This window comes from Micromonospora sp. SD12 (assembly GCF_052068495.1).
Classification (GTDB): domain Bacteria; phylum Actinomycetota; class Actinomycetes; order Mycobacteriales; family Micromonosporaceae; genus Micromonospora; species Micromonospora echinofusca.
The window spans coordinates 59,629-75,864 of the sequence record NZ_JBQHDF010000005.1 but is presented as its reverse complement, the minus strand read 5'-3'; the positions used below and the strand labels follow the sequence as shown (position 1 = coordinate 75,864).

Sequence of the window (16,236 nt, the reverse complement as noted above, 5' to 3'; positions counted from 1 at the left end):
CAGAGCCCGGTAGCGCGGCCATGACCGAGCGGGTCGTGATCGTCGGCAACGGGATGGCGGGCTCCCGGCTGGCCGGCGAGCTGCACGCCCGGGGCGGGGACCGCAAGGTCACCGTGCTCGGCGCGGAGCCGCACCGGGCGTACAACCGGATCATGCTCTCCACGCTGCTGGCGGGCCGGATCGGCGAGGCGGACGTGGAGCTGGCCGAGGCCGCCGGGCAGGGCGTCGACCTGCGCAGCGGGGTGGCCGTCACCGCCGTCGACCGCGCCGCCGCGACCGTCCACACCGACGACGGCGACCGCGTCGCGTACGACCATCTGGTGCTCGCCACCGGCAGCCGGGCCGTCGTACCCCCGCTGCCGGGGCTGGCCGGGCCCGGGCTGCCGGAGCGGGTGGTGCCGTTCCGCACCCTCGACGACTGCCGGCGGATCCTCGCCGTGGCCGACGGCGCGCGCAGCGCCCTGGTGCTCGGCGGCGGGCTGCTCGGGCTGGAGGCGGCCCGCGGGCTCGCCGCCCGGGGTTTGGCCGTCGGGGTGGTGCACCCGGTGCCGTACCTGATGGAACGGCAGCTCGACCCGGCCGGCGCGGCCGTGCTGGCCGACGCCCTCGCGGGCCTCGGGGTGACCACCCACCTGGCCGTGTCGGCCACGGAGGTGGTCGCGGACGCCGACGGGGTACGCCTCGACCTGGCCGACGGTCGCTCGCTCGCCGCCGACCTGCTGGTCCTCTCCTGCGGGGTACGCCCCGACACCGCCCTCGCCGCCTCGGCGGGGCTGGCCGTCGAGCGGGGCGTGCTGGTCGACGACCGGCTGCGCACCAGCGACCCGCGGATCTCGGCGATCGGCGACTGCGCCCAGCACGACGGTGCCCTCACCGGGCTGGTCGCCCCGGCCTGGGCGCAGGCCCGGGTGGTGGCGCAACTGCTCACCGGGGAGGACCCGGGCGCCCGCTACCGGCCCCGGCCTGCGGTGACCCGGCTCAAGGCGGCCGGCATCGACCTCGCCGCCATGGGCGACCCGGGCGACGGCGGGACCGGCGAGGAGCTGACCTTCGCCGACCCGGCCCGGGGCACGTACGCCCGGCTGCGCATCCGCGACGAGCGGCTGACCGCCGCGATCCTGCTCGGCGACAACCCGGCGGTCGGCACGGTCATCCAGCTCTTCGACCGGGGCCAGCCGGTGCCGGCCGACCGGCGTTCCCTGCTACTCGGCCGGTCGTTCGGCGCGGCGACAGCAGCGCCGGCCGCCACCCCGGCGCTGATGCCGGACGCGGCGACCGTCTGCCGGTGCAACGACGTCAGCAAGGGGGCGCTGGTGGGTTGCTGGCGCTCCGGGGCCCGGACGGTCGACGCCGTGGTCGCCGCGACCCGGGCCGGTACGGGATGCGGCGGCTGCCGGGACGCCGTCGCCGGCATCGTCGACTGGTTGTCCGAGGTGGAATCGGTGGAGGTGGCGCGATGAGCGAGCGGAGCGAGCGAATCAGCAGGCTCAGTGCGACGGTGCCTCATGACGGCACGCAGCGGAGCGGAGTGCCGTCATGAACGGTGGCCGGTTGGTGGTCGTCGGCAACGGGATGGTCGGGCAGCGCTTCGTCGACGCGCTGCGCGCCCGCGACCCGCAGGGGCGGTGGCGGGTCACCGTGCTCGCCGAGGAGAACCGCCCGGCGTACGACCGGGTGCGGCTCTCGGCCTTCTTCGACGGGGTCGGCGCCGAGGAGCTGAACCTGCACACCCCCGACGACGGGGTGGAACTGCGCCTGGGCGAGCCGGCCACGGAGATCGACCGCGAGCGGCGGCTGGTCCGCACGGCGGCCGGCGAGCACCCGTACGACGCCCTGGTGCTGGCCACCGGCTCGTCCGCGTTCGTGCCGCCGGTGGCCGGCGCGACCCTGCCCGGGGTCTTCGTCTACCGCACGCTGGACGACCTGGCGGCGATCCGGGAGTACGCGCGGGGCCGGCGCACCGGCGCGGTCGTCGGCGGCGGGCTGCTCGGGCTGGAGGCGGCGAACGCGCTGCGGCTGCTCGGGCTCGACACCGCCGTGGTGGAGTTCGCGCCCCGGCTGATGCCCGTGCAGGTCGACACGGCCGGCGGCGCGATGCTGCGCCGCTACGTCGACGAGCTGGGCGTGGCGACCCACCTGGGCGTCGCCACCACCGCGCTGCGGCCCGGGCCCGACGGCGCGGTCGCCGGGCTGGAGCTGGCCGACGGGACCGTCGTCGACGCCGACCTGGTGGTGGTCGCCGCCGGCATCCGTCCCCGCGACGAGCTGGCCCGGGCGGCCGCTCTCGCCCTGGGCCCGCGCGGCGGGGTGCTGGTCGACGACGCCTGCCGCAGCGCCGACGCGCGGATCTGGGCGGTCGGCGAGTGTGCCGCCGTCGACGGCGTCTGCCACGGCCTGGTCGCCCCCGGGTACGCGATGGCCGAGGTGGTCGCCGACCGGCTGGTCGGCGGGGCGGCCACCTTCCCCGGCGCGGACACCGCCACGAAGCTGAAGCTGCTCGGCGTGGACGTGGCCTCGTTCGGCGACGCGCACGGCACCACGCCGGGCTGCCTCGACGTGACGTTCACCGACCCGGCCACCCGGGTCTACGCCAAGCTGGTCCTCTCCGACGACGCGCAGACCCTGCTCGGCGGGGTGCTGGTCGGCGACGCGAGCGCCTACCCGACGCTGCGGGCCAGCGTCGGCGGCCCGCTGCCCGCTCCCCCGCTGGCGCTGCTCGCCCCCGCCGGCGCGCCGGGGGCGGGCGCGGGGGCGCTGCCCGCCGCCGCCCAGGTGTGCTCCTGCAACGCGGTGACCCGCGCCGACATCGACGACGCGATCGCCGGTGGCTGCGCGGACGTGCCGGCGCTGAAGGCGTGCACCCGGGCGGGTACGAGCTGCGGCTCCTGCGTGCCGATGCTCAAGCAGCTCCTCGACGCCGCCGGGGTGCGGCAGTCCACCGCGCTCTGCGAGCACTTCGACGCCAGCCGGCAGGAGCTGTTCGACATCGTCCGGGTGCGCGGCATCCGTACCTTCTCGCAGCTCGTCGCCGAGCACGGCCGGGGTCGCGGCTGCGACATCTGCAAACCGGTGGTCGCCTCGATCCTCGCCTCGCTGGGCACCGGGCACGTGCTGGACGGCGAGCAGGCGTCGTTGCAGGACACCAACGACCACTTCCTGGCCAACCTGCAACGCGACGGCAGCTACTCGGTGGTGCCCCGGATCCCGGGCGGGGAGATCACCCCGGAGAAGCTCATCGTGATCGGCGAGGTGGCCCGCGACTTCGGGCTCTACACGAAGATCACGGGCGGGCAGCGGATCGACCTGTTCGGGGCCCGGGTCGAGCAGCTTCCGCAGATCTGGCGGCGGCTGGTCGACGCCGGCTTCGAGTCCGGCCACGCGTACGGCAAGGCGCTGCGCACGGTGAAGTCCTGCGTCGGCGAGACGTGGTGCCGGTACGGGGTGCAGGACTCGGTCGGGCTGGCCGTCGCCCTGGAGCTGCGCTACCGGGGGCTGCGCGCCCCACACAAGATCAAGTCGGCGGTGTCGGGCTGCGCCCGCGAGTGCGCCGAGGCACGCAGCAAGGACTTCGGCGTCATCGCCACCGAGACCGGCTGGAACCTCTACGTCGGCGGCAACGGCGGCTTCCGGCCCCGGCACGCCGACCTCTTCGCCACCGACCTGTCGACGGAGGCGCTGGTCCGGCTGATCGACAGGTTCCTGATGTACTACGTCCGCACCGCCGACCGGCTGCAACGCACCGCCGCCTGGATCGAGGCGATGGAGGGCGGGCTGGAGCACCTGCGCGCCGTCGTCGTGGACGACTCGCTCGGCCTGTGCGCCGAACTCGACGCCGCGATGGCCCGGCACGTCGAGTCGTACTCCGACGAGTGGCGCGACGTGCTGGAGGACCCCGTACGACTGCGCCGGTTCGCCTCCTTCGTCAACGCCCCCGACGTGCCCGACCCGTCGATCACGTTCGCGCTGGAGCGGGGCCAACCCGTCCCGGCGGGCCGTACGCCGGCCGACGGGGTCCGCCAACCGGTCGCGCTCGGCATGCCGGAGCTACGGCGATGACCACCACGACGCCCGGACTGCTGGAGGTACGGCGATGACCATCACGATGACGACGACGCGCACCTGGGCGCCGGTCTGCCCGCTCGACCGGCTGGAGCCGGAGCGGGGCGTCGCCGCGCTCGTCGACGGCGTGCAGGTGGCCCTGTTCCGCACCGCCGACGGGCTCTTCGCCATCGACAACCTCGACCCCGTCGCCGGCGCGTACGTGCTGTCGCGCGGGATCGTCGGTAGCCGGGGCGGGGTGCCGACGGTCGCGTCGCCGCTGCACAAGCAGGTGTACGACCTGCGTACCGGCGCGTGCCTAGACCTGCCCGGCGTCGCCGTGCCCCGGCACGACGTGCGCTGCCGGGACGGCCTGGTCGAGGTGCGGCTGCGACGGGAGGGGTGAATGCGCGACGAACTGGCCGGCTTCACCATCGGGGTGACCGCCGACCGACGACGGGACGAACTCGCCGCGCTGCTGCAACGGCGGGGCGCCCGGGTGGTGATCGCCCCGGCTCTGCGGATCGTGCCGCTGGCCGACGACACCGACCTGCGTGAGGCCACCCGGGCCTGCCTGGACCGGCCCCCGGACGTCCTCATGGCCAACACCGGCATCGGGATGCGCGGCTGGCTGGAGGCGGCCGAGGGCTGGGGGCTGGCCGAGCCGCTGCGCGGCGTGCTCGCCGACGCGTACGTGGTGGCCCGGGGTCCCAAGGCGCGCGGGGCCATCCGGGCCGCCGGCCTGCACGACCAGTGGTCGCCCGACTCGGAGAGCTGCGACGAGGTGGTCGCGCACCTGTGCCGGCGCGGGGTGGCCGGGCAGGTGGTCGCCATGCAGCTACACGGCGAGCGGCAGCCGGAGTGCACGCTGGCGCTGGAGGCGGCCGGGGCGACCGTGATCGAGGTGCCCGTCTACCGGTGGGCGCCGCCGACCGACCCGGCCCCGCTGCACCGCCTGATCGACCTGGTCGCCGGCCGGCTCGTCGACGCGGTCACCTTCACCTCGGCCCCGGCGGCCGAGGCGCTGCTGCGCGCCGCCGGGGACCGCTGCGACGCGGTGCTCGACGCGTTCCGGGGCGACGTGCTCGCCAGCTGCGTGGGCGCGGTCACCGCGGAGCCGCTGCTGCGGCGCGGGGTGCCGGTCAGCGCGCCGGCCAGGGCCCGCCTGGGCGCCCTGGTCCGGACCATCGTCGACGAGCTGCCGCGCCGGACGGTCACCCTGAAGGTGGCCGGTCACCTGCTCACGCTGCGCGGGCACGCCGCCGTGGTGGACGGGGAGCTGCGCCCGCTCGCGCCGGCGCCGATGGCGGTGCTGCGGGCGCTGTGCGGCTCGCCGGGTCGGGTGCTGTCCCGGACGGCCCTGCTGCGCACGCTGCCGCGCGGCGCGGACGAGCACGCCGTGGAGATGGCGGTGGCCCGGCTGCGCGCCGGGTTGCGCGCGCCCCGCGTGGTGCAGACGGTCGTCAAGCGCGGCTACCGTCTCCGGGTCGACTGACGCGACCCGGAGACGGTGGCCGTCCCGTTCAGCCGACCGGCGCCGGGTAGCCCCGGCCGTGCTCGGCCTCCAGGCGGAGCATGGCGTGCTCCACGACGGTCACGAGCACCTGCTTGACGGCGTCCCGGTGCCGGGCGTCGGTCAGCACCAGCGGCACGTCCGGCGAGATGGCCAGCGCCTCGCGGACCTCCTCCAGCTCGTACTGCGGCGCGCCGTCGAAACGGTTCAACGCCACGACGTACGGCAGCCGGCGGTTCTCGAAGTAGTCGAGCGGCGCGAAGGCGTCGGTGATCCGGCGGGTGTCGACCAGCACGGCCGCCCCCACCGCGCCCTTGATGATCTCGTCCCACATGAACCAGAACCGGGTCTGACCCGGCGTGCCGAAGAGGTACAGGATCAGGTCCTCGGCCATGGTGATCCGGCCGAAGTCCATGGCGACCGTGGTGGTCTGCTTCCCCGGCACCTTGGACGGGTCGTCGATGCCGACGCCGGCCGCGGTCATCACCGCCTCGGTTCTCAGCGGGGTGATCTCCGAGATCGCGCCGACCAGCGTCGTCTTGCCCACGCCGAAGCCGCCCGCGACCACGATCTTCGCGGAGATGATTCCCCGGTTTCGGCGGGCCCCGGCGGGGTCATAGCCTGCGAAGTCCACTTAGCACCCTTCCAAGGATTTCCATCCGCTCCTCGAACCCCTCGGCGGGAGCGGCAGTGTGTAGCGTCAGCAGGCTCTCGGCCACCATGTCGGCGACCAGCACCCGGGTGACGCCCAGCGGCATCCGGGTGTACGCGGAGATCTCGGCCAGCGACTGTGCCCGGCCCTCGCAGACGGTGGCGATGCGGTGCTTGTCGTGCCCCGCGAAGCGGGCCTCCGCGGCCTGGGTCGCGTTGGCCGTCAGGACCGCCTCCAGGGCGATGTCCATCCGGGCCTCGGTCCGGCCGCGGGTGACCGCGTACGGCCGTACCAGCGCACCACGTGGGTCCACGCGCCGTTGGTCCATTGACGATCACCTCCTCTCCCGGCCGGGCCCCTGGTCGGGCACCGGATCTTCTCGTTCCTGGCGACGTACGGCCCGCACGTCGCGTCCCGCTAGGACCGCACCGCGTCCCGGGGCAGCGGCACCAGCGCCGCACCGACCCGCTCGACCAGCAGCGCCATCTCGTAGCCCACCTGACCGACGTCGCAGCTGCGGGCCGCCAGCACGGCCATCGACGAGCCGTCGCTGATCGACATCAGGAACAGGTAGCCGCTGTCCATCTCGATGACCGTCTGGAGCACGCCGCCGGCGCTGAACATCCGGGCGGCGCCCTCGGTCAGGCTGACGACGCCCGAGGTGATCGCGGCGAGCTGGTCCGCCCGGTCCGCGGGCAGGTCCCGCGAGGAGGCGAGCAGCAGCCCGTCGGCGGACACCGCCACCACGTGGGCGATTCCCGCCACGCTGTCGGCGAAGTTGGTGAGCAACCAACTCATGTCCTGCATGGCCGCTGGCCTGTTCATCGACTCGTCTCCTTGGTCGAGGTGCTGTTCTGGTCCGTGCCGGCCGCCCGGCCGCGCTGCACGCCGCGGTGGTAGGCCGACAACAGGCCCCGAACTTCGTCCGGGGTACGCCGGCTGCGGTCGCGGCCGCCCCGGGGCTCGATCCCGCCCGGCACGAGCTGTGCCTGCGGCTGCCGCTTGGGCAGCCCCGAGCGGGTGGTGCCGGCGGTGGCGGGGGCCGCCGCCCGGCTGGCCCGGGACCAGCCCTCGTCTGCCGCCGTCCGCCAGGCTTCCGTGTCGGCTGCGGGCGCCGCCGGCGGCGGGTCCGCGACCGGCGCCGCAGGCGGGGTGGGGGGCGCCGCGGGAGGCGCCGCGGGGGGTGTGTCCGGCGTGGTGGGCCGCGCCGCGGCCGGCGGGGTGTACGACGGCGGTGCCGGCTGCGCGGTCGGCGCGGTGGTGTCGGTGCTGCCCGGCGTACGCGTGGGCAGCCGCGGCGCGCGGGGCGCCGGTGCCGGCTGGGCGGCTGCCGGCGCGGCCGCGCTCGGCGCTGCGGTGCTCGGCGCTCCGCCGGCCTGCTGCGCGGCGGGCGACTGGCTGAAGTCCGGGCGGGTGAAGATGGCCGTGGCGTCGTTACCGTGCGACCGGAACCACACCGCCTCCATCTCCCGGAAGATCGGCGCCTCGGCCGGCAGCTCGGGGCGCGGGGTGATCGGCGCGGCCGGGGCGGGGGCGAGCGGAGCCGTGGCGGCCAGGTTGGCCCCGAGGCCACGGCCGGTGCCCTGGTCGGAGCCGGCGAGGCCCGCCGACAGCCCGGCGGTGGCCGGCGAGCCGGCGATCGGGCCCACCGGCAGCCCGGGCGCACCCGGGGCCGCAGCCTCCCCGCCGGGGACGCGCTTGGGCAGCGCCTCGACCGTGGGGTACGCGACGGTCGGCGTGCCGACCGAGACGCCGCCGAAGGCCGGCCGGGCCGGGGGCGCCGGCGGGGCGGGCGGCGGTGCCGCCGGCAGGCCACCTGCCTGAACCGGGGCCATGGTGTCCCGCGCCTGCTCCGGGGCCTGCCACGGCGCCGGGGCGGCGGAGCGCCACTGGTCGGTCAGGGTGGCCGAGGCGGTACGCCCGGCGCCGGCCGGCTCGGCGAGGCCGGCCGGGGTGAGCGGGTTCTGCTCGACCGCGAGCGGCTGCCGGGGCCGGGTGATCTGCTGGTCCCGGCTGTGCACGGGCGGCAGCACGACCGTCGCGGCGGGCAGCGTCACCTGGGCGACGGTGCCGCCCTCCACGTTACGGCGCAGCTCCACCCGGATGCCGTAGCGGGAGGCCAGCCGGCTGACCACGGCCAGACCCATGAGCCGGAACGCCGCGACGTCGACGCTCGGCGGGGCGGCCAGTCGCCGGTTGAGCGAGTCGAGCTGGTCGTCGGTCAGGCCGAGACCCCGGTCCTCGACCTGGATGAGGACGTAGTCGCGGATCCGGCGGCCGTCGGCGACCACGGTGGTGGTCGGCGGCGAGAAGCGGGTGGCGTTGTCGAGCAGCTCGGCGACGAGGCGGACCACGTCGTTGACGGCGTGCGCGGCGACCGAGATGTCGGTGTCGACGGTGCCGAACTCGATGCGGTTGTAGAGCTCCACCTCGGACTGCGCGGCCCGCAGCACGTCCACCAGCAGGGCGTCGTCGCGGCGCGGCACGGCGGAGTCGGCGCCGGCCAGGACGAGCAGGTTCTCGTCGTTGCGGCGCATCCGGGTGGCCAGGTGGTCCAGCTCGAAGAGCTGCGCGAGCCGCTTCGGGTCCTCCTCGCCGCGCTCGATCGCGTCGAGCTCACCGATCATGCGGTCGACCAGGGTCTGACTGCGCCGGGCGAGGTTGAGGAACATCGCCGAGACGCTGGTACGCAGCGCGGCCTGCTCGGCCGCCACCCGGACCGCCTCGCGGTGCACGACGTTGAAGGCGAGCGCCACCTGGCCCACCTCGTCGCGGTTGTTGAGCTGGATCGGGTCGCGTACCTCCCGGACGATCTCCTCGACGCCGCCGTCGCCGACGTTGCCGACGTTCTGCAGCCGCTTGACCGCGTCCGGCAGGTCGTGGTTCGCCACCGAGAGGGCGCCCTCCCGCAGCCGGCGCAGCGAGTGGTTGAGCGAGCGGGCCAGCACCACGGCGAGGGTCACGGCGACGATGAGGGTGAGCAGCACCAGCGCCGTCTCGATGACGGCCTGCCGGATGACGTCCGAGCGGGCCTGGTCGGCCTGGCTGAGCAGCCGGTCCTGGAGCCGGATCTCGGCCCACCGCATCAGGTCGTTGACGGCGCCGATGGCGGCGGTGGCGTCCTGGGCGGTCACCAGGGAGGGCTGCCCGACCGAGCGGGTGATGTCGGCGGCCACCCGGTCGGCGAGGGTGACCGCGTCGCCGGAGACCGTGCTCTCGACCAGGGCCCGCTGGGTCGGGTCGGCGGCGAGGGTGAAGGCGCCCAGCGCCTCCTGCTGGCTGGTCAGCGTGGCGACGAAGGAGGAGAACTGCTCCTCGTCGAGCCGGCCGCCGAGGAGGGCGGTGAAGGCGACCGACTGCTCCTCGGCGACGGCCGCCTTGGCGCGGGCGAACGCGGCGACCGCGCGCCGGGCGTCCGCGAGCCGCTCGTCGCCGGGCAGCTGGGCCAGCCCGTCGCCGTACGCGACCAGGTCGGTGATGATGACGCCGTAGCGCAGGGCCGCCTCGGCGACCGCCATCTGCTGGCGGTCCAGCACCTCCTGCCGGGTGGCGGCGAGCGTCTCCAGGTGCTCGTCGATGGTCGCCAGCCGCTCGCGTACGGCGGACGGCAGGTCACCGATCCGACCGCGCTCGGCCCGGTACGCCGCGACCCGCTCGTCGGTGCTGCGCACCCGCAGGTTGTAGGCGTCGGCCTTCTGCTGGGGGGTCGACAGGAAGGCGGCGGCGGCCATCCGCTCGGCGTGCAGGTCCTGCGTCAGGGCGGAGACGTCGATGGAGAGCGCGGTCAGCGCCCGGGCCTGGTTGGCGTCGAAGGTGTTCTCGCCGACGGCGACGAGTCGGACCGTCGCCAGCGCGAGCACCGCGGCGAGCGGCACGACCAGGATCAGCGCGAGCTTGGAGCGGATCCGCACGTCGCGGAGCCGGGGCAGCCGACGCCGCTTCGGCTGATCGGTGTCGCCACTCGCGGGCAGGGTCGTCGGTCCGGTGCTCACGACATCGCCTCCGTCGTTTCTTCCACGCCTGCCCCGCCGACTCGCGCCCGGTGCAGCGGACTGCGCCACACGCGGCACGGCCGCGATTTCATCAGAAGTGATCCTGTTTGGGAAGCCGCAGCGGGGTAGGAAACGGTCGGAGGGCACGCATCCCGTGATCCGGTCAACTAATACCTTCAATTCTCCATGCCCGTGAACAGGGCATGTAACTCCAGAGTGGTCATCCGTGTCGTATTAGTAAGCGTTTGCAAACTTCCCGTTGCCCCACCATGTGGGATACGCGTCCCGAAACGCTTCAGACGCTCCGCTTGACCGCAGGGCCCGGCGTTGGCAAGGTTTTGCAGGCTTCGCGCACACCGTACGGCAGACCGATCCCGTTCCTCTACTGAGGACGGACAACCCGGCGGTGACCGGGTATCGCCCGGGCCGCATCTGGAGGACTGAGTTGAGCCCCATCCGCTCCGCGACCGCCGCGGCGCTCGCATCGGCCGTGCTGGCCACCACGCTCACCGGCTGCCAGTTCGGGGCGGACGAGCAGGACACCAGTCCCATCGTCATCGCCGCGGACCTCGAACTCTCCGGCGCCGCCGCGCCGGTCGGCAAGGCGTACCAGCGGGCGCTGGAACTGAAGGTCGAGCAGCTGAACTCCTCCGGTGCGCTGAACGGCCGGAAGGTCGAGCTGAGGGTGAAGGACAACCGGTCGGACGCGAGCGAGTCGCTGCGCAACATCGGTGACTTCAGCGCTGATTCCCAAGTCAGCGCCATCATCATGGGCGGCTGCAACGAATGCGCCGTCGGTGCCGTACGCACCATCAACGAGAAGCGAATTCCCACCATTGCGCTCGCCGCGTCCAGCGCCGTGTCCACCCCGGTCGCCGAACGGCGGTACGTGTTCAAGCTCTCGCCGAACGCGGCCGACAGCGCCGCCGCCCTCGCCGGCGAGATGCGCCGCAAGGGCGTACGCAAGGCGGGCGTGCTGCACAGCGACGACGCCTATGGCCGTGAGGGGTTGACCGCGCTGCGCGCCGAGTTCGCGAAGGCCGGCGTCAAGCTGGTGCGCGAGGAGGCCGTACGCACCACCGACACCGAGGTCGGCCAGCAGGTCAAGGACCTGATCGCGAAGAAACCGGACGCGCTGGTCGTCTGGACCCCGGCGGAGCAGGCGACGCTGGCCGCCACCGCCGCGCAGCAGGCCAAGTTCGAGGGCGGCCTCTTCTTCGACGCGGCGGCGGCCGGCGACCTCTTCCTCGGTGCCGCGTCCCGGGCGACCGAACGCGCCACGCTGGTCTTCACCCAGACCATGGTGATCGACGACGTGATCGCCACGACCCCGGCGAAGGCGGCCCGCCGGCAGTGGTTCCAGGACTACACCGCCCGCTTCGGCAGCTACAACGGCTCCTCGTCGTTCGCCGCCGACGCGGTGCAGCTCATCGCCGACGCCGAACTGCGCGCGGGCGGCGAGCCCGGCGAGGTCGACCGCGACGGCATCCGGGACGTGCTGGAGACGACCCAGTTGGACGGTCTCTCCGGGCCGATCCGGATGACCCCGGACAACCACTCCGGCCTGATGCCGCAGGCCCTCACCACCCTGGTCGCGCGCAACGGGCGCTGGCGCCTCGCGAGCTGACCGGCCGGTGTGGCCCGCCGGAGGACGGCGGGCCACACCGGCGGTTGGCCGAACGGGTCAGCGGGCCGAGGTGGTGGCGCGCACCCACGGCAGGGCGAGCCGCTCGACCAGGGACAGCGCGCTGTAGAGCAGGATGCTCATCAGCGCGATCAGCACGATCGCCGCCCAGGCGGTCGCGGTGTCCCCGATGCCGTTGTACTGCAGGATCTGGTAGCCCAGCCCCGGCTTGTCCGAATAGAACTCGCCGATCACCGAGCCGATCGCGGCCAGCGGCATCGCCACCTTGAGCCCGACGAAGATCTGCGGCAGCGCGGCGGGGAGACGCACCTTGCGGAACGCCTGCCACCACGAGGCGTTCAGCGACCGGGCCAGCTCGGCCAGGTCGTTCGGGGTGGTGGTGAGGCCGGTCGCCGTGGAGAGCACGACCGGGAAGAAACAGAGCAGGAACACCATGGTCAGGATCGGCTTCGTGCCCCAGCCGACCGAGACCACCAGCAGCGGGCCCAGGGCGATCTTCGGCACCGCGTTGACCGCCACCAGCAGCGGCGCGAACATCCGCTCGACCCGCCGGGACCCGGCCAGGGCCATCCCGATCAGCACCCCGGCAACCGCCGACAGCAGGAAGCCGACCACCGTCATCGTGGTGGTCACGCCCAGCGCCGGCAGCAGCACGTCGATCCCCGCCACCATCGCCTGCCACACCGACTGCGGCGGGGGCAGCGCTACCGGGTGCACCAGTTGCAGGCCGGACGTGACCAGCCACCAGGCGGCCAGCGTGATCACGGCCCCGAGCAGCGGCAGCCCGACGGCCGCGGGGCGTACGCCGGACCGGCGCGGGGGTGCGCCGGCACCCGTGGGCTTCTTCCCGACGTGGCCGGACCGGGTAGCGGTCGTCTCCGTCACGGGTTCTCCTCTCCTGCCGGCCGGGCCGGCACGCGACGGGGGTGCGGCCGCCGGGTCGCCCCGGCGGACCGCACCCCCGTGCCGTGGTCGGCGTCCGTCAGGCCTTCGGCGCGAGGCTGAAGTCGATGATCTGGTCGGGGGTGATGTTCTGCTTGAGCGCGCCGGCGCCCTGGAGGATCGCGATGCTCTTGGCGACCCGGCCGCTGTCCAGCGTGCCGAGCTGGGTGCCGGAGTTGCTGGAGCGCACGTAGCCGGCCATGAGCTGGAGCTCGGCGGCGGCCGCGGCGGGGTTGGCGGCGTCGACGTTCTTCTTCAGCAGCTCACCCGCCTCCTGCGGGTTGGTCAGCGCGTACTCCAGGCCCTTCATCAGGGCCGCGGTGAACCGCTTGACCATCTCCGGCTTCTCCTTGGCGATCTTGGCGGAGGTGATCAGCACATTGCCGTAGAGGTCCTGCATCACGTTGCTGTAGGGCAGCATGACGGCCTTCTGCTTGGTCACCGTCTCGATCGTGGGCTGGCCGACGACGAACTGGCCGATGCCGTCCACCGTGCCGGAGCCCAGCATGCCCATCAGGGCCTGCGCCTGACCGGGTACCCAGGTCACCTTGCTCGCGTCCACGCCGGCCAGCCGGGCGTACGTCGGGAAGAGGTTGCGGACGACGGAGCCCTCGGTGTCGGCGAGCTTCTTGCCCTCCAGGTCCTTCGGCGACGCGATGCCCTTGCCCTCGACGGTGGCGATGGCGGCCATGGTGCGCTGCTGGATCGCGGCGACCGCGACGAAGTCCTTGGCCGCGCCGTTGCCGAACTGGAGCAGACCGCCGGTGAGGTCGATCGGGCCGAACTGGGCCTGCCCGCCGACGATTGTCCCGATCACGGCGTTGGTGCCCTGACCCGGCTTGATGTCGACGTCGAACCCGGCCTCCTTGAAGAAGCCCTTCTCCTTCGCGACCCAGGCGTAGGAGTCACGGCCGAAGTTGCCGAACGAGGTGAGGTAGGTCACCTTCTCCAACGCCGTGCCGTTGCCGCTCTTGGCGTCGGCGCCGGAGTCCGAGTCGCCGCTGCACCCGGAGACCAGGGCAAGGGCGGTGGCCAGCGCAGCGGCAGCGACCGTACGGGTCAGCCTTCTCATCAGTGCACCATGTCCTTTCCGACCGGAGCGGCGCGCCGCCACCGGAGGGGGTTGTCTAGGTGGGCCGGCCGAGGGGTTGGGCCGACACCAACCGTCGTGAGGGGACTCTTAGCGGGGGACAGCGTACGAGAAACCGACCCCGACAATGCCAGGCGTATGGGTTTCGTTACGGAAAAATCCTCGCGTCCACCCCGGACGACGTGCAGTCCACACGGGCCGGTTACCCTGGGCCGCGACTGCTGATCGCCCACTCAGGGAGGCCGCCGGAGATGATCCAGCTTTCCGGGGTGTCCCGCACCTTCGACGGCCGCAGCGGCCGCGTCGAGGCGCTGCGCGGCATCGACCTCGACGTCGCCACTGGCGAGTTCGTCGCCGTACTCGGCCGCTCCGGTTGCGGCAAGTCCACGCTGCTGCGCCTGATCGCCGGCCTGCTCCCGGTCAGCGACGGCAGCATCACCGTGGCCGGTACGCCGATCACCAAGCCGCGTCCGGACATCGCGATGCTCTTCCAGCGGCCGGCCCTGCTCCCCTGGCGCACGGTCCTGGACAACGTCCTGCTCCCCGTGGAGATCTTCGGCTGGAAGCGGGCCAAGCACCGCGACCGGGCCCGGGAGCTGCTGGACCTCGCCGGGCTGGCCGGCTTCGAGAAGCGGCTGCCGCACGAACTCTCCGGTGGCATGCAGCAGCGGGTGTCGCTGTGCCGGTCGCTGATCGGCGAGCCCCGGGTGATGCTGATGGACGAGCCGTTCTCCGCGCTCGACGCGCTGACCCGCGAGGAGCTCTCCGGCGAGCTGCAGCGCGTACACATGACCTCCGGGGCCACCATCGTGTTCGTCACCCACTCGATCGACGAGGCGGTGCTGCTGGCCGACCGGGTGGTCGTCCTCAGCCCCCGCCCCGGCCGGATCCGCAAGGTGGTCGACGTGAACATCCCGCGACCGCGCACCCTGGGCCGCAACGCGCACCTGGCCGACGTCGCCCGAGTCAGCGCCGACCTGCACGAACTCCTCATGGAGCGGGACCTGCCGGCGACCGCCGGCGCGGAAGGACGATGAGCATGCGGGTCACCGTCTTCACCGAGCCGCACCGGGGCGCCAGCTACGACGACCAGCTCCGCTTCGCCCGGCTGGCCGAGGACGGCGGCTTCGAGGGCTTCCTCCGCGCCGACCACTACCAGGCGATGGGCGACGAACCGGCCCTGCCCGGCCCGACCGACGCCTGGCTCACGCTGGCCGCGCTCGCCCGCGAGACCAGCCGGATCCGGCTCGGCACCCTGGTCACCTCCGCCACCTTCCGGCCGCCCGGCCCGCTGGCCGTGATGGTGGCCCAGGTGGACCAGATGAGCGGCGGCCGCGTCGAACTCGGCATCGGCGCCGGCTGGTACGAGCGGGAGCACACCTCCTACGGCATCCCGTTCCCGGCCGTCGGCGAACGCTTCGACCGGCTGGCCGAGCAGCTGGAGATCGTCACCGGGCTGTGGCGGACGCCGCCGGGCGAGACGTACAGCTTCACCGGCGACCACTACCGGCTGGTCCAGGCCCCCGCCCTGCCGAAGCCGGTGCAGGTGCCCGGCCCGCCGATCATCGTCGGCGGTCGCGGCCCGAAGCGCACCCCCGAACTCGCCGCCCGGTACGCCGACGAGTTCAACATGCCGTTCAAGACCGTAACGGAGACCGCCGCCGCGTACGAGCGGGTGCGGGAGGCCTGCGACCGGACCGGCCGGGCCGAGTCGGGACGCGCCCCGCTCACCCTCTCCGCCGGGATCGTGGTGGCGATCGGCCGCACCGACGCCGAGGCACAGCGCCGCGCCGCCCCGCTGCACGTCAAGAGCGCGTTGCCGCCGGAGGACCCGGTGGTCGGCTCGCCCGCGCAGCTCGTCGACCGGATCGGCGAGTTCGCCGCGATCGGCGCCACCCGCGTGCACCTGCGGCTGATCGACCTCGCCGACCTCGACCACCTGGAGCTCATCGCCGCCGAGGTGCTCCCCCGACTGAACGGAAGCCGATGACCGACGCGCACCTCGAACTCGGGCCGGTGGGCCAGGAGATCGTGTACGAGAACGACCGGGTCCGGGTCTGGCACATCCGCCTGGAGCCGGGCGAGCGGCAGCCGCTGCACCGGCACGACCACCCGTACCTCGTGGTGGCGATCCAGGGGGCGAAGAACGTCGTGCAGACGATCGACGGCACCCTCATCGACGCCGACGAGCCGACCGGCGGGGTCGTCTACCGGGACCCGGGCGCGGTGCACATGCTGACCAATGTGGGCGACACGACGTACCTGGCCCGGCTGGTCGAGCTGAAGTAACCGCCGGCCGGCGGGTCACCCCCGCTCGCGGCGCGCCGGTGGCGGCCTGGTCAACAGGTGCGTAACGTGCCGGAC

At 73.8% G+C, this 16,236-nt stretch carries 14 protein-coding genes; 8 read left to right on the top strand and 6 right to left on the bottom strand.

What is annotated here, in order from left to right; all coding sequences use genetic code 11:
• The first annotated feature begins 20 nt into the window (after positions 1-20).
• The 4 genes from ACTMS2_RS12620 (at position 21) to ACTMS2_RS12605 (ending at position 5,533) form a co-directional block, all read left to right on the top strand.
• Complete coding sequence (locus tag ACTMS2_RS12620) at positions 21-1,460, top strand: FAD-dependent oxidoreductase (RefSeq protein WP_441175528.1); 1,440 nt, start codon at positions 21-23, stop codon at positions 1,458-1,460.
• Between the two features lie 76 nt (positions 1,461-1,536).
• On the top strand, positions 1,537-4,056 hold the full coding sequence (gene nirB / locus ACTMS2_RS12615; protein ID WP_441175527.1) for a nitrite reductase large subunit NirB: 2,520 nt from the start codon (positions 1,537-1,539) through the stop codon (positions 4,054-4,056).
• 34 nt (positions 4,057-4,090) lie between these two features.
• Positions 4,091-4,444, top strand: coding sequence for a nitrite reductase small subunit NirD (gene nirD / locus ACTMS2_RS12610; RefSeq protein ID WP_396869379.1), 354 nt, complete (start codon positions 4,091-4,093; stop codon positions 4,442-4,444).
• On the top strand, positions 4,445-5,533 hold the full coding sequence (locus ACTMS2_RS12605) for a uroporphyrinogen-III synthase (RefSeq protein ID WP_441175526.1): 1,089 nt from the start codon (positions 4,445-4,447) through the stop codon (positions 5,531-5,533).
• Positions 5,534-5,561: 28 nt separating this feature from the next.
• Here the strand turns inward: ACTMS2_RS12605 and ACTMS2_RS12600 are convergent, their stop codons facing one another.
• The 4 genes from ACTMS2_RS12600 to ACTMS2_RS12585 all read right to left on the bottom strand — a co-directional run bounded on the left by ACTMS2_RS12600 (position 5,562) and on the right by ACTMS2_RS12585 (position 10,195).
• On the bottom strand, positions 5,562-6,185 hold the full coding sequence (locus ACTMS2_RS12600) for a GTP-binding protein (protein WP_088998389.1): 624 nt from the start codon (positions 6,183-6,185) through the stop codon (positions 5,562-5,564).
• Positions 6,166-6,531, bottom strand: coding sequence for a DUF742 domain-containing protein (locus ACTMS2_RS12595; RefSeq protein WP_363894328.1), 366 nt, complete (start codon positions 6,529-6,531; stop codon positions 6,166-6,168). Before ACTMS2_RS12595 ends, ACTMS2_RS12600 begins: the two co-directional genes overlap by 20 nt.
• Before the next feature lie 89 nt (positions 6,532-6,620).
• Positions 6,621-7,028 (bottom strand): roadblock/LC7 domain-containing protein, encoded by a 408-nt coding sequence (locus ACTMS2_RS12590; protein ID WP_067359650.1) that lies wholly within the window; start codon positions 7,026-7,028, stop codon positions 6,621-6,623.
• Positions 7,025-10,195, bottom strand: coding sequence for a sensor histidine kinase (locus tag ACTMS2_RS12585; RefSeq protein ID WP_441175525.1), 3,171 nt, complete (start codon positions 10,193-10,195; stop codon positions 7,025-7,027). Before ACTMS2_RS12585 ends, ACTMS2_RS12590 begins: the two co-directional genes overlap by 4 nt.
• A 445-nt stretch (positions 10,196-10,640) precedes the next feature.
• Here ACTMS2_RS12585 and ACTMS2_RS12580 point away from each other — a divergent pair, with 445 nt between their 5' ends.
• Positions 10,641-11,822, top strand: a complete 1,182-nt coding sequence (locus ACTMS2_RS12580) for an ABC transporter substrate-binding protein (RefSeq protein WP_441175524.1) — start codon at positions 10,641-10,643, stop codon at positions 11,820-11,822.
• Between the two features lie 57 nt (positions 11,823-11,879).
• On the opposite strand, the gene ACTMS2_RS12575 is transcribed toward ACTMS2_RS12580, so the two are convergent.
• Positions 11,880-12,725, bottom strand: a complete 846-nt coding sequence (locus ACTMS2_RS12575; RefSeq protein WP_441175523.1) for an ABC transporter permease — start codon at positions 12,723-12,725, stop codon at positions 11,880-11,882.
• A 97-nt stretch (positions 12,726-12,822) separates the two neighbouring features.
• Positions 12,823-13,854, bottom strand: coding sequence for an ABC transporter substrate-binding protein (locus ACTMS2_RS12570; RefSeq protein WP_441175522.1), 1,032 nt, complete (start codon positions 13,852-13,854; stop codon positions 12,823-12,825).
• A gap of 269 nt (positions 13,855-14,123) precedes the next feature.
• Here ACTMS2_RS12570 and ACTMS2_RS12565 point away from each other — a divergent pair, with 269 nt between their 5' ends.
• Genes ACTMS2_RS12565 through ACTMS2_RS12555 form a run of 3 tightly spaced genes read left to right on the top strand, consistent with a single transcriptional unit; the run spans position 14,124 to position 16,161 of the window.
• Positions 14,124-14,909 carry an ABC transporter ATP-binding protein gene (locus ACTMS2_RS12565; protein WP_441175521.1) on the top strand — a complete coding sequence of 262 codons (786 nt, stop codon included), beginning with the start codon at positions 14,124-14,126 and terminating at the stop codon, positions 14,907-14,909.
• Between the two features lie 2 nt (positions 14,910-14,911).
• Positions 14,912-15,862 carry an LLM class F420-dependent oxidoreductase gene (locus ACTMS2_RS12560; protein WP_441175775.1) on the top strand — a complete coding sequence of 317 codons (951 nt, stop codon included), beginning with the start codon at positions 14,912-14,914 and terminating at the stop codon, positions 15,860-15,862.
• Positions 15,859-16,161, top strand: coding sequence for a cupin (locus ACTMS2_RS12555; protein ID WP_088998381.1), 303 nt, complete (start codon positions 15,859-15,861; stop codon positions 16,159-16,161). Before ACTMS2_RS12560 ends, ACTMS2_RS12555 begins: the two co-directional genes overlap by 4 nt.
• Positions 16,162-16,236 lie beyond the last annotated feature (75 nt).

What these genes read in the sequence shown, in the direction of transcription:
- ACTMS2_RS12620 (WP_441175528.1), top strand. Translation starts at nt 21, where the DNA reads ATGACCGAGCGGGTCGTGATCGTCGGCAACGGGATGGCGGGCTCCCGG.
- nirB (WP_441175527.1), top strand. Translation starts at nt 1,537, where the DNA reads ATGAACGGTGGCCGGTTGGTGGTCGTCGGCAACGGGATGGTCGGGCAG.
- nirD (WP_396869379.1), top strand. Translation starts at nt 4,091, where the DNA reads ATGACCATCACGATGACGACGACGCGCACCTGGGCGCCGGTCTGCCCG.
- ACTMS2_RS12605 (WP_441175526.1), top strand. Translation starts at nt 4,445, where the DNA reads ATGCGCGACGAACTGGCCGGCTTCACCATCGGGGTGACCGCCGACCGA.
- ACTMS2_RS12595 (WP_363894328.1), bottom strand. Translation starts at nt 6,531, where the DNA reads ATGGACCAACGGCGCGTGGACCCACGTGGTGCGCTGGTACGGCCGTAC.
- ACTMS2_RS12590 (WP_067359650.1), bottom strand. Translation starts at nt 7,028, where the DNA reads ATGAACAGGCCAGCGGCCATGCAGGACATGAGTTGGTTGCTCACCAAC.
- ACTMS2_RS12570 (WP_441175522.1), bottom strand. Translation starts at nt 13,854, where the DNA reads ATGAGAAGGCTGACCCGTACGGTCGCTGCCGCTGCGCTGGCCACCGCC.
- ACTMS2_RS12565 (WP_441175521.1), top strand. Translation starts at nt 14,124, where the DNA reads ATGATCCAGCTTTCCGGGGTGTCCCGCACCTTCGACGGCCGCAGCGGC.
- ACTMS2_RS12560 (WP_441175775.1), top strand. Translation starts at nt 14,912, where the DNA reads ATGCGGGTCACCGTCTTCACCGAGCCGCACCGGGGCGCCAGCTACGAC.
- ACTMS2_RS12555 (WP_088998381.1), top strand. Translation starts at nt 15,859, where the DNA reads ATGACCGACGCGCACCTCGAACTCGGGCCGGTGGGCCAGGAGATCGTG.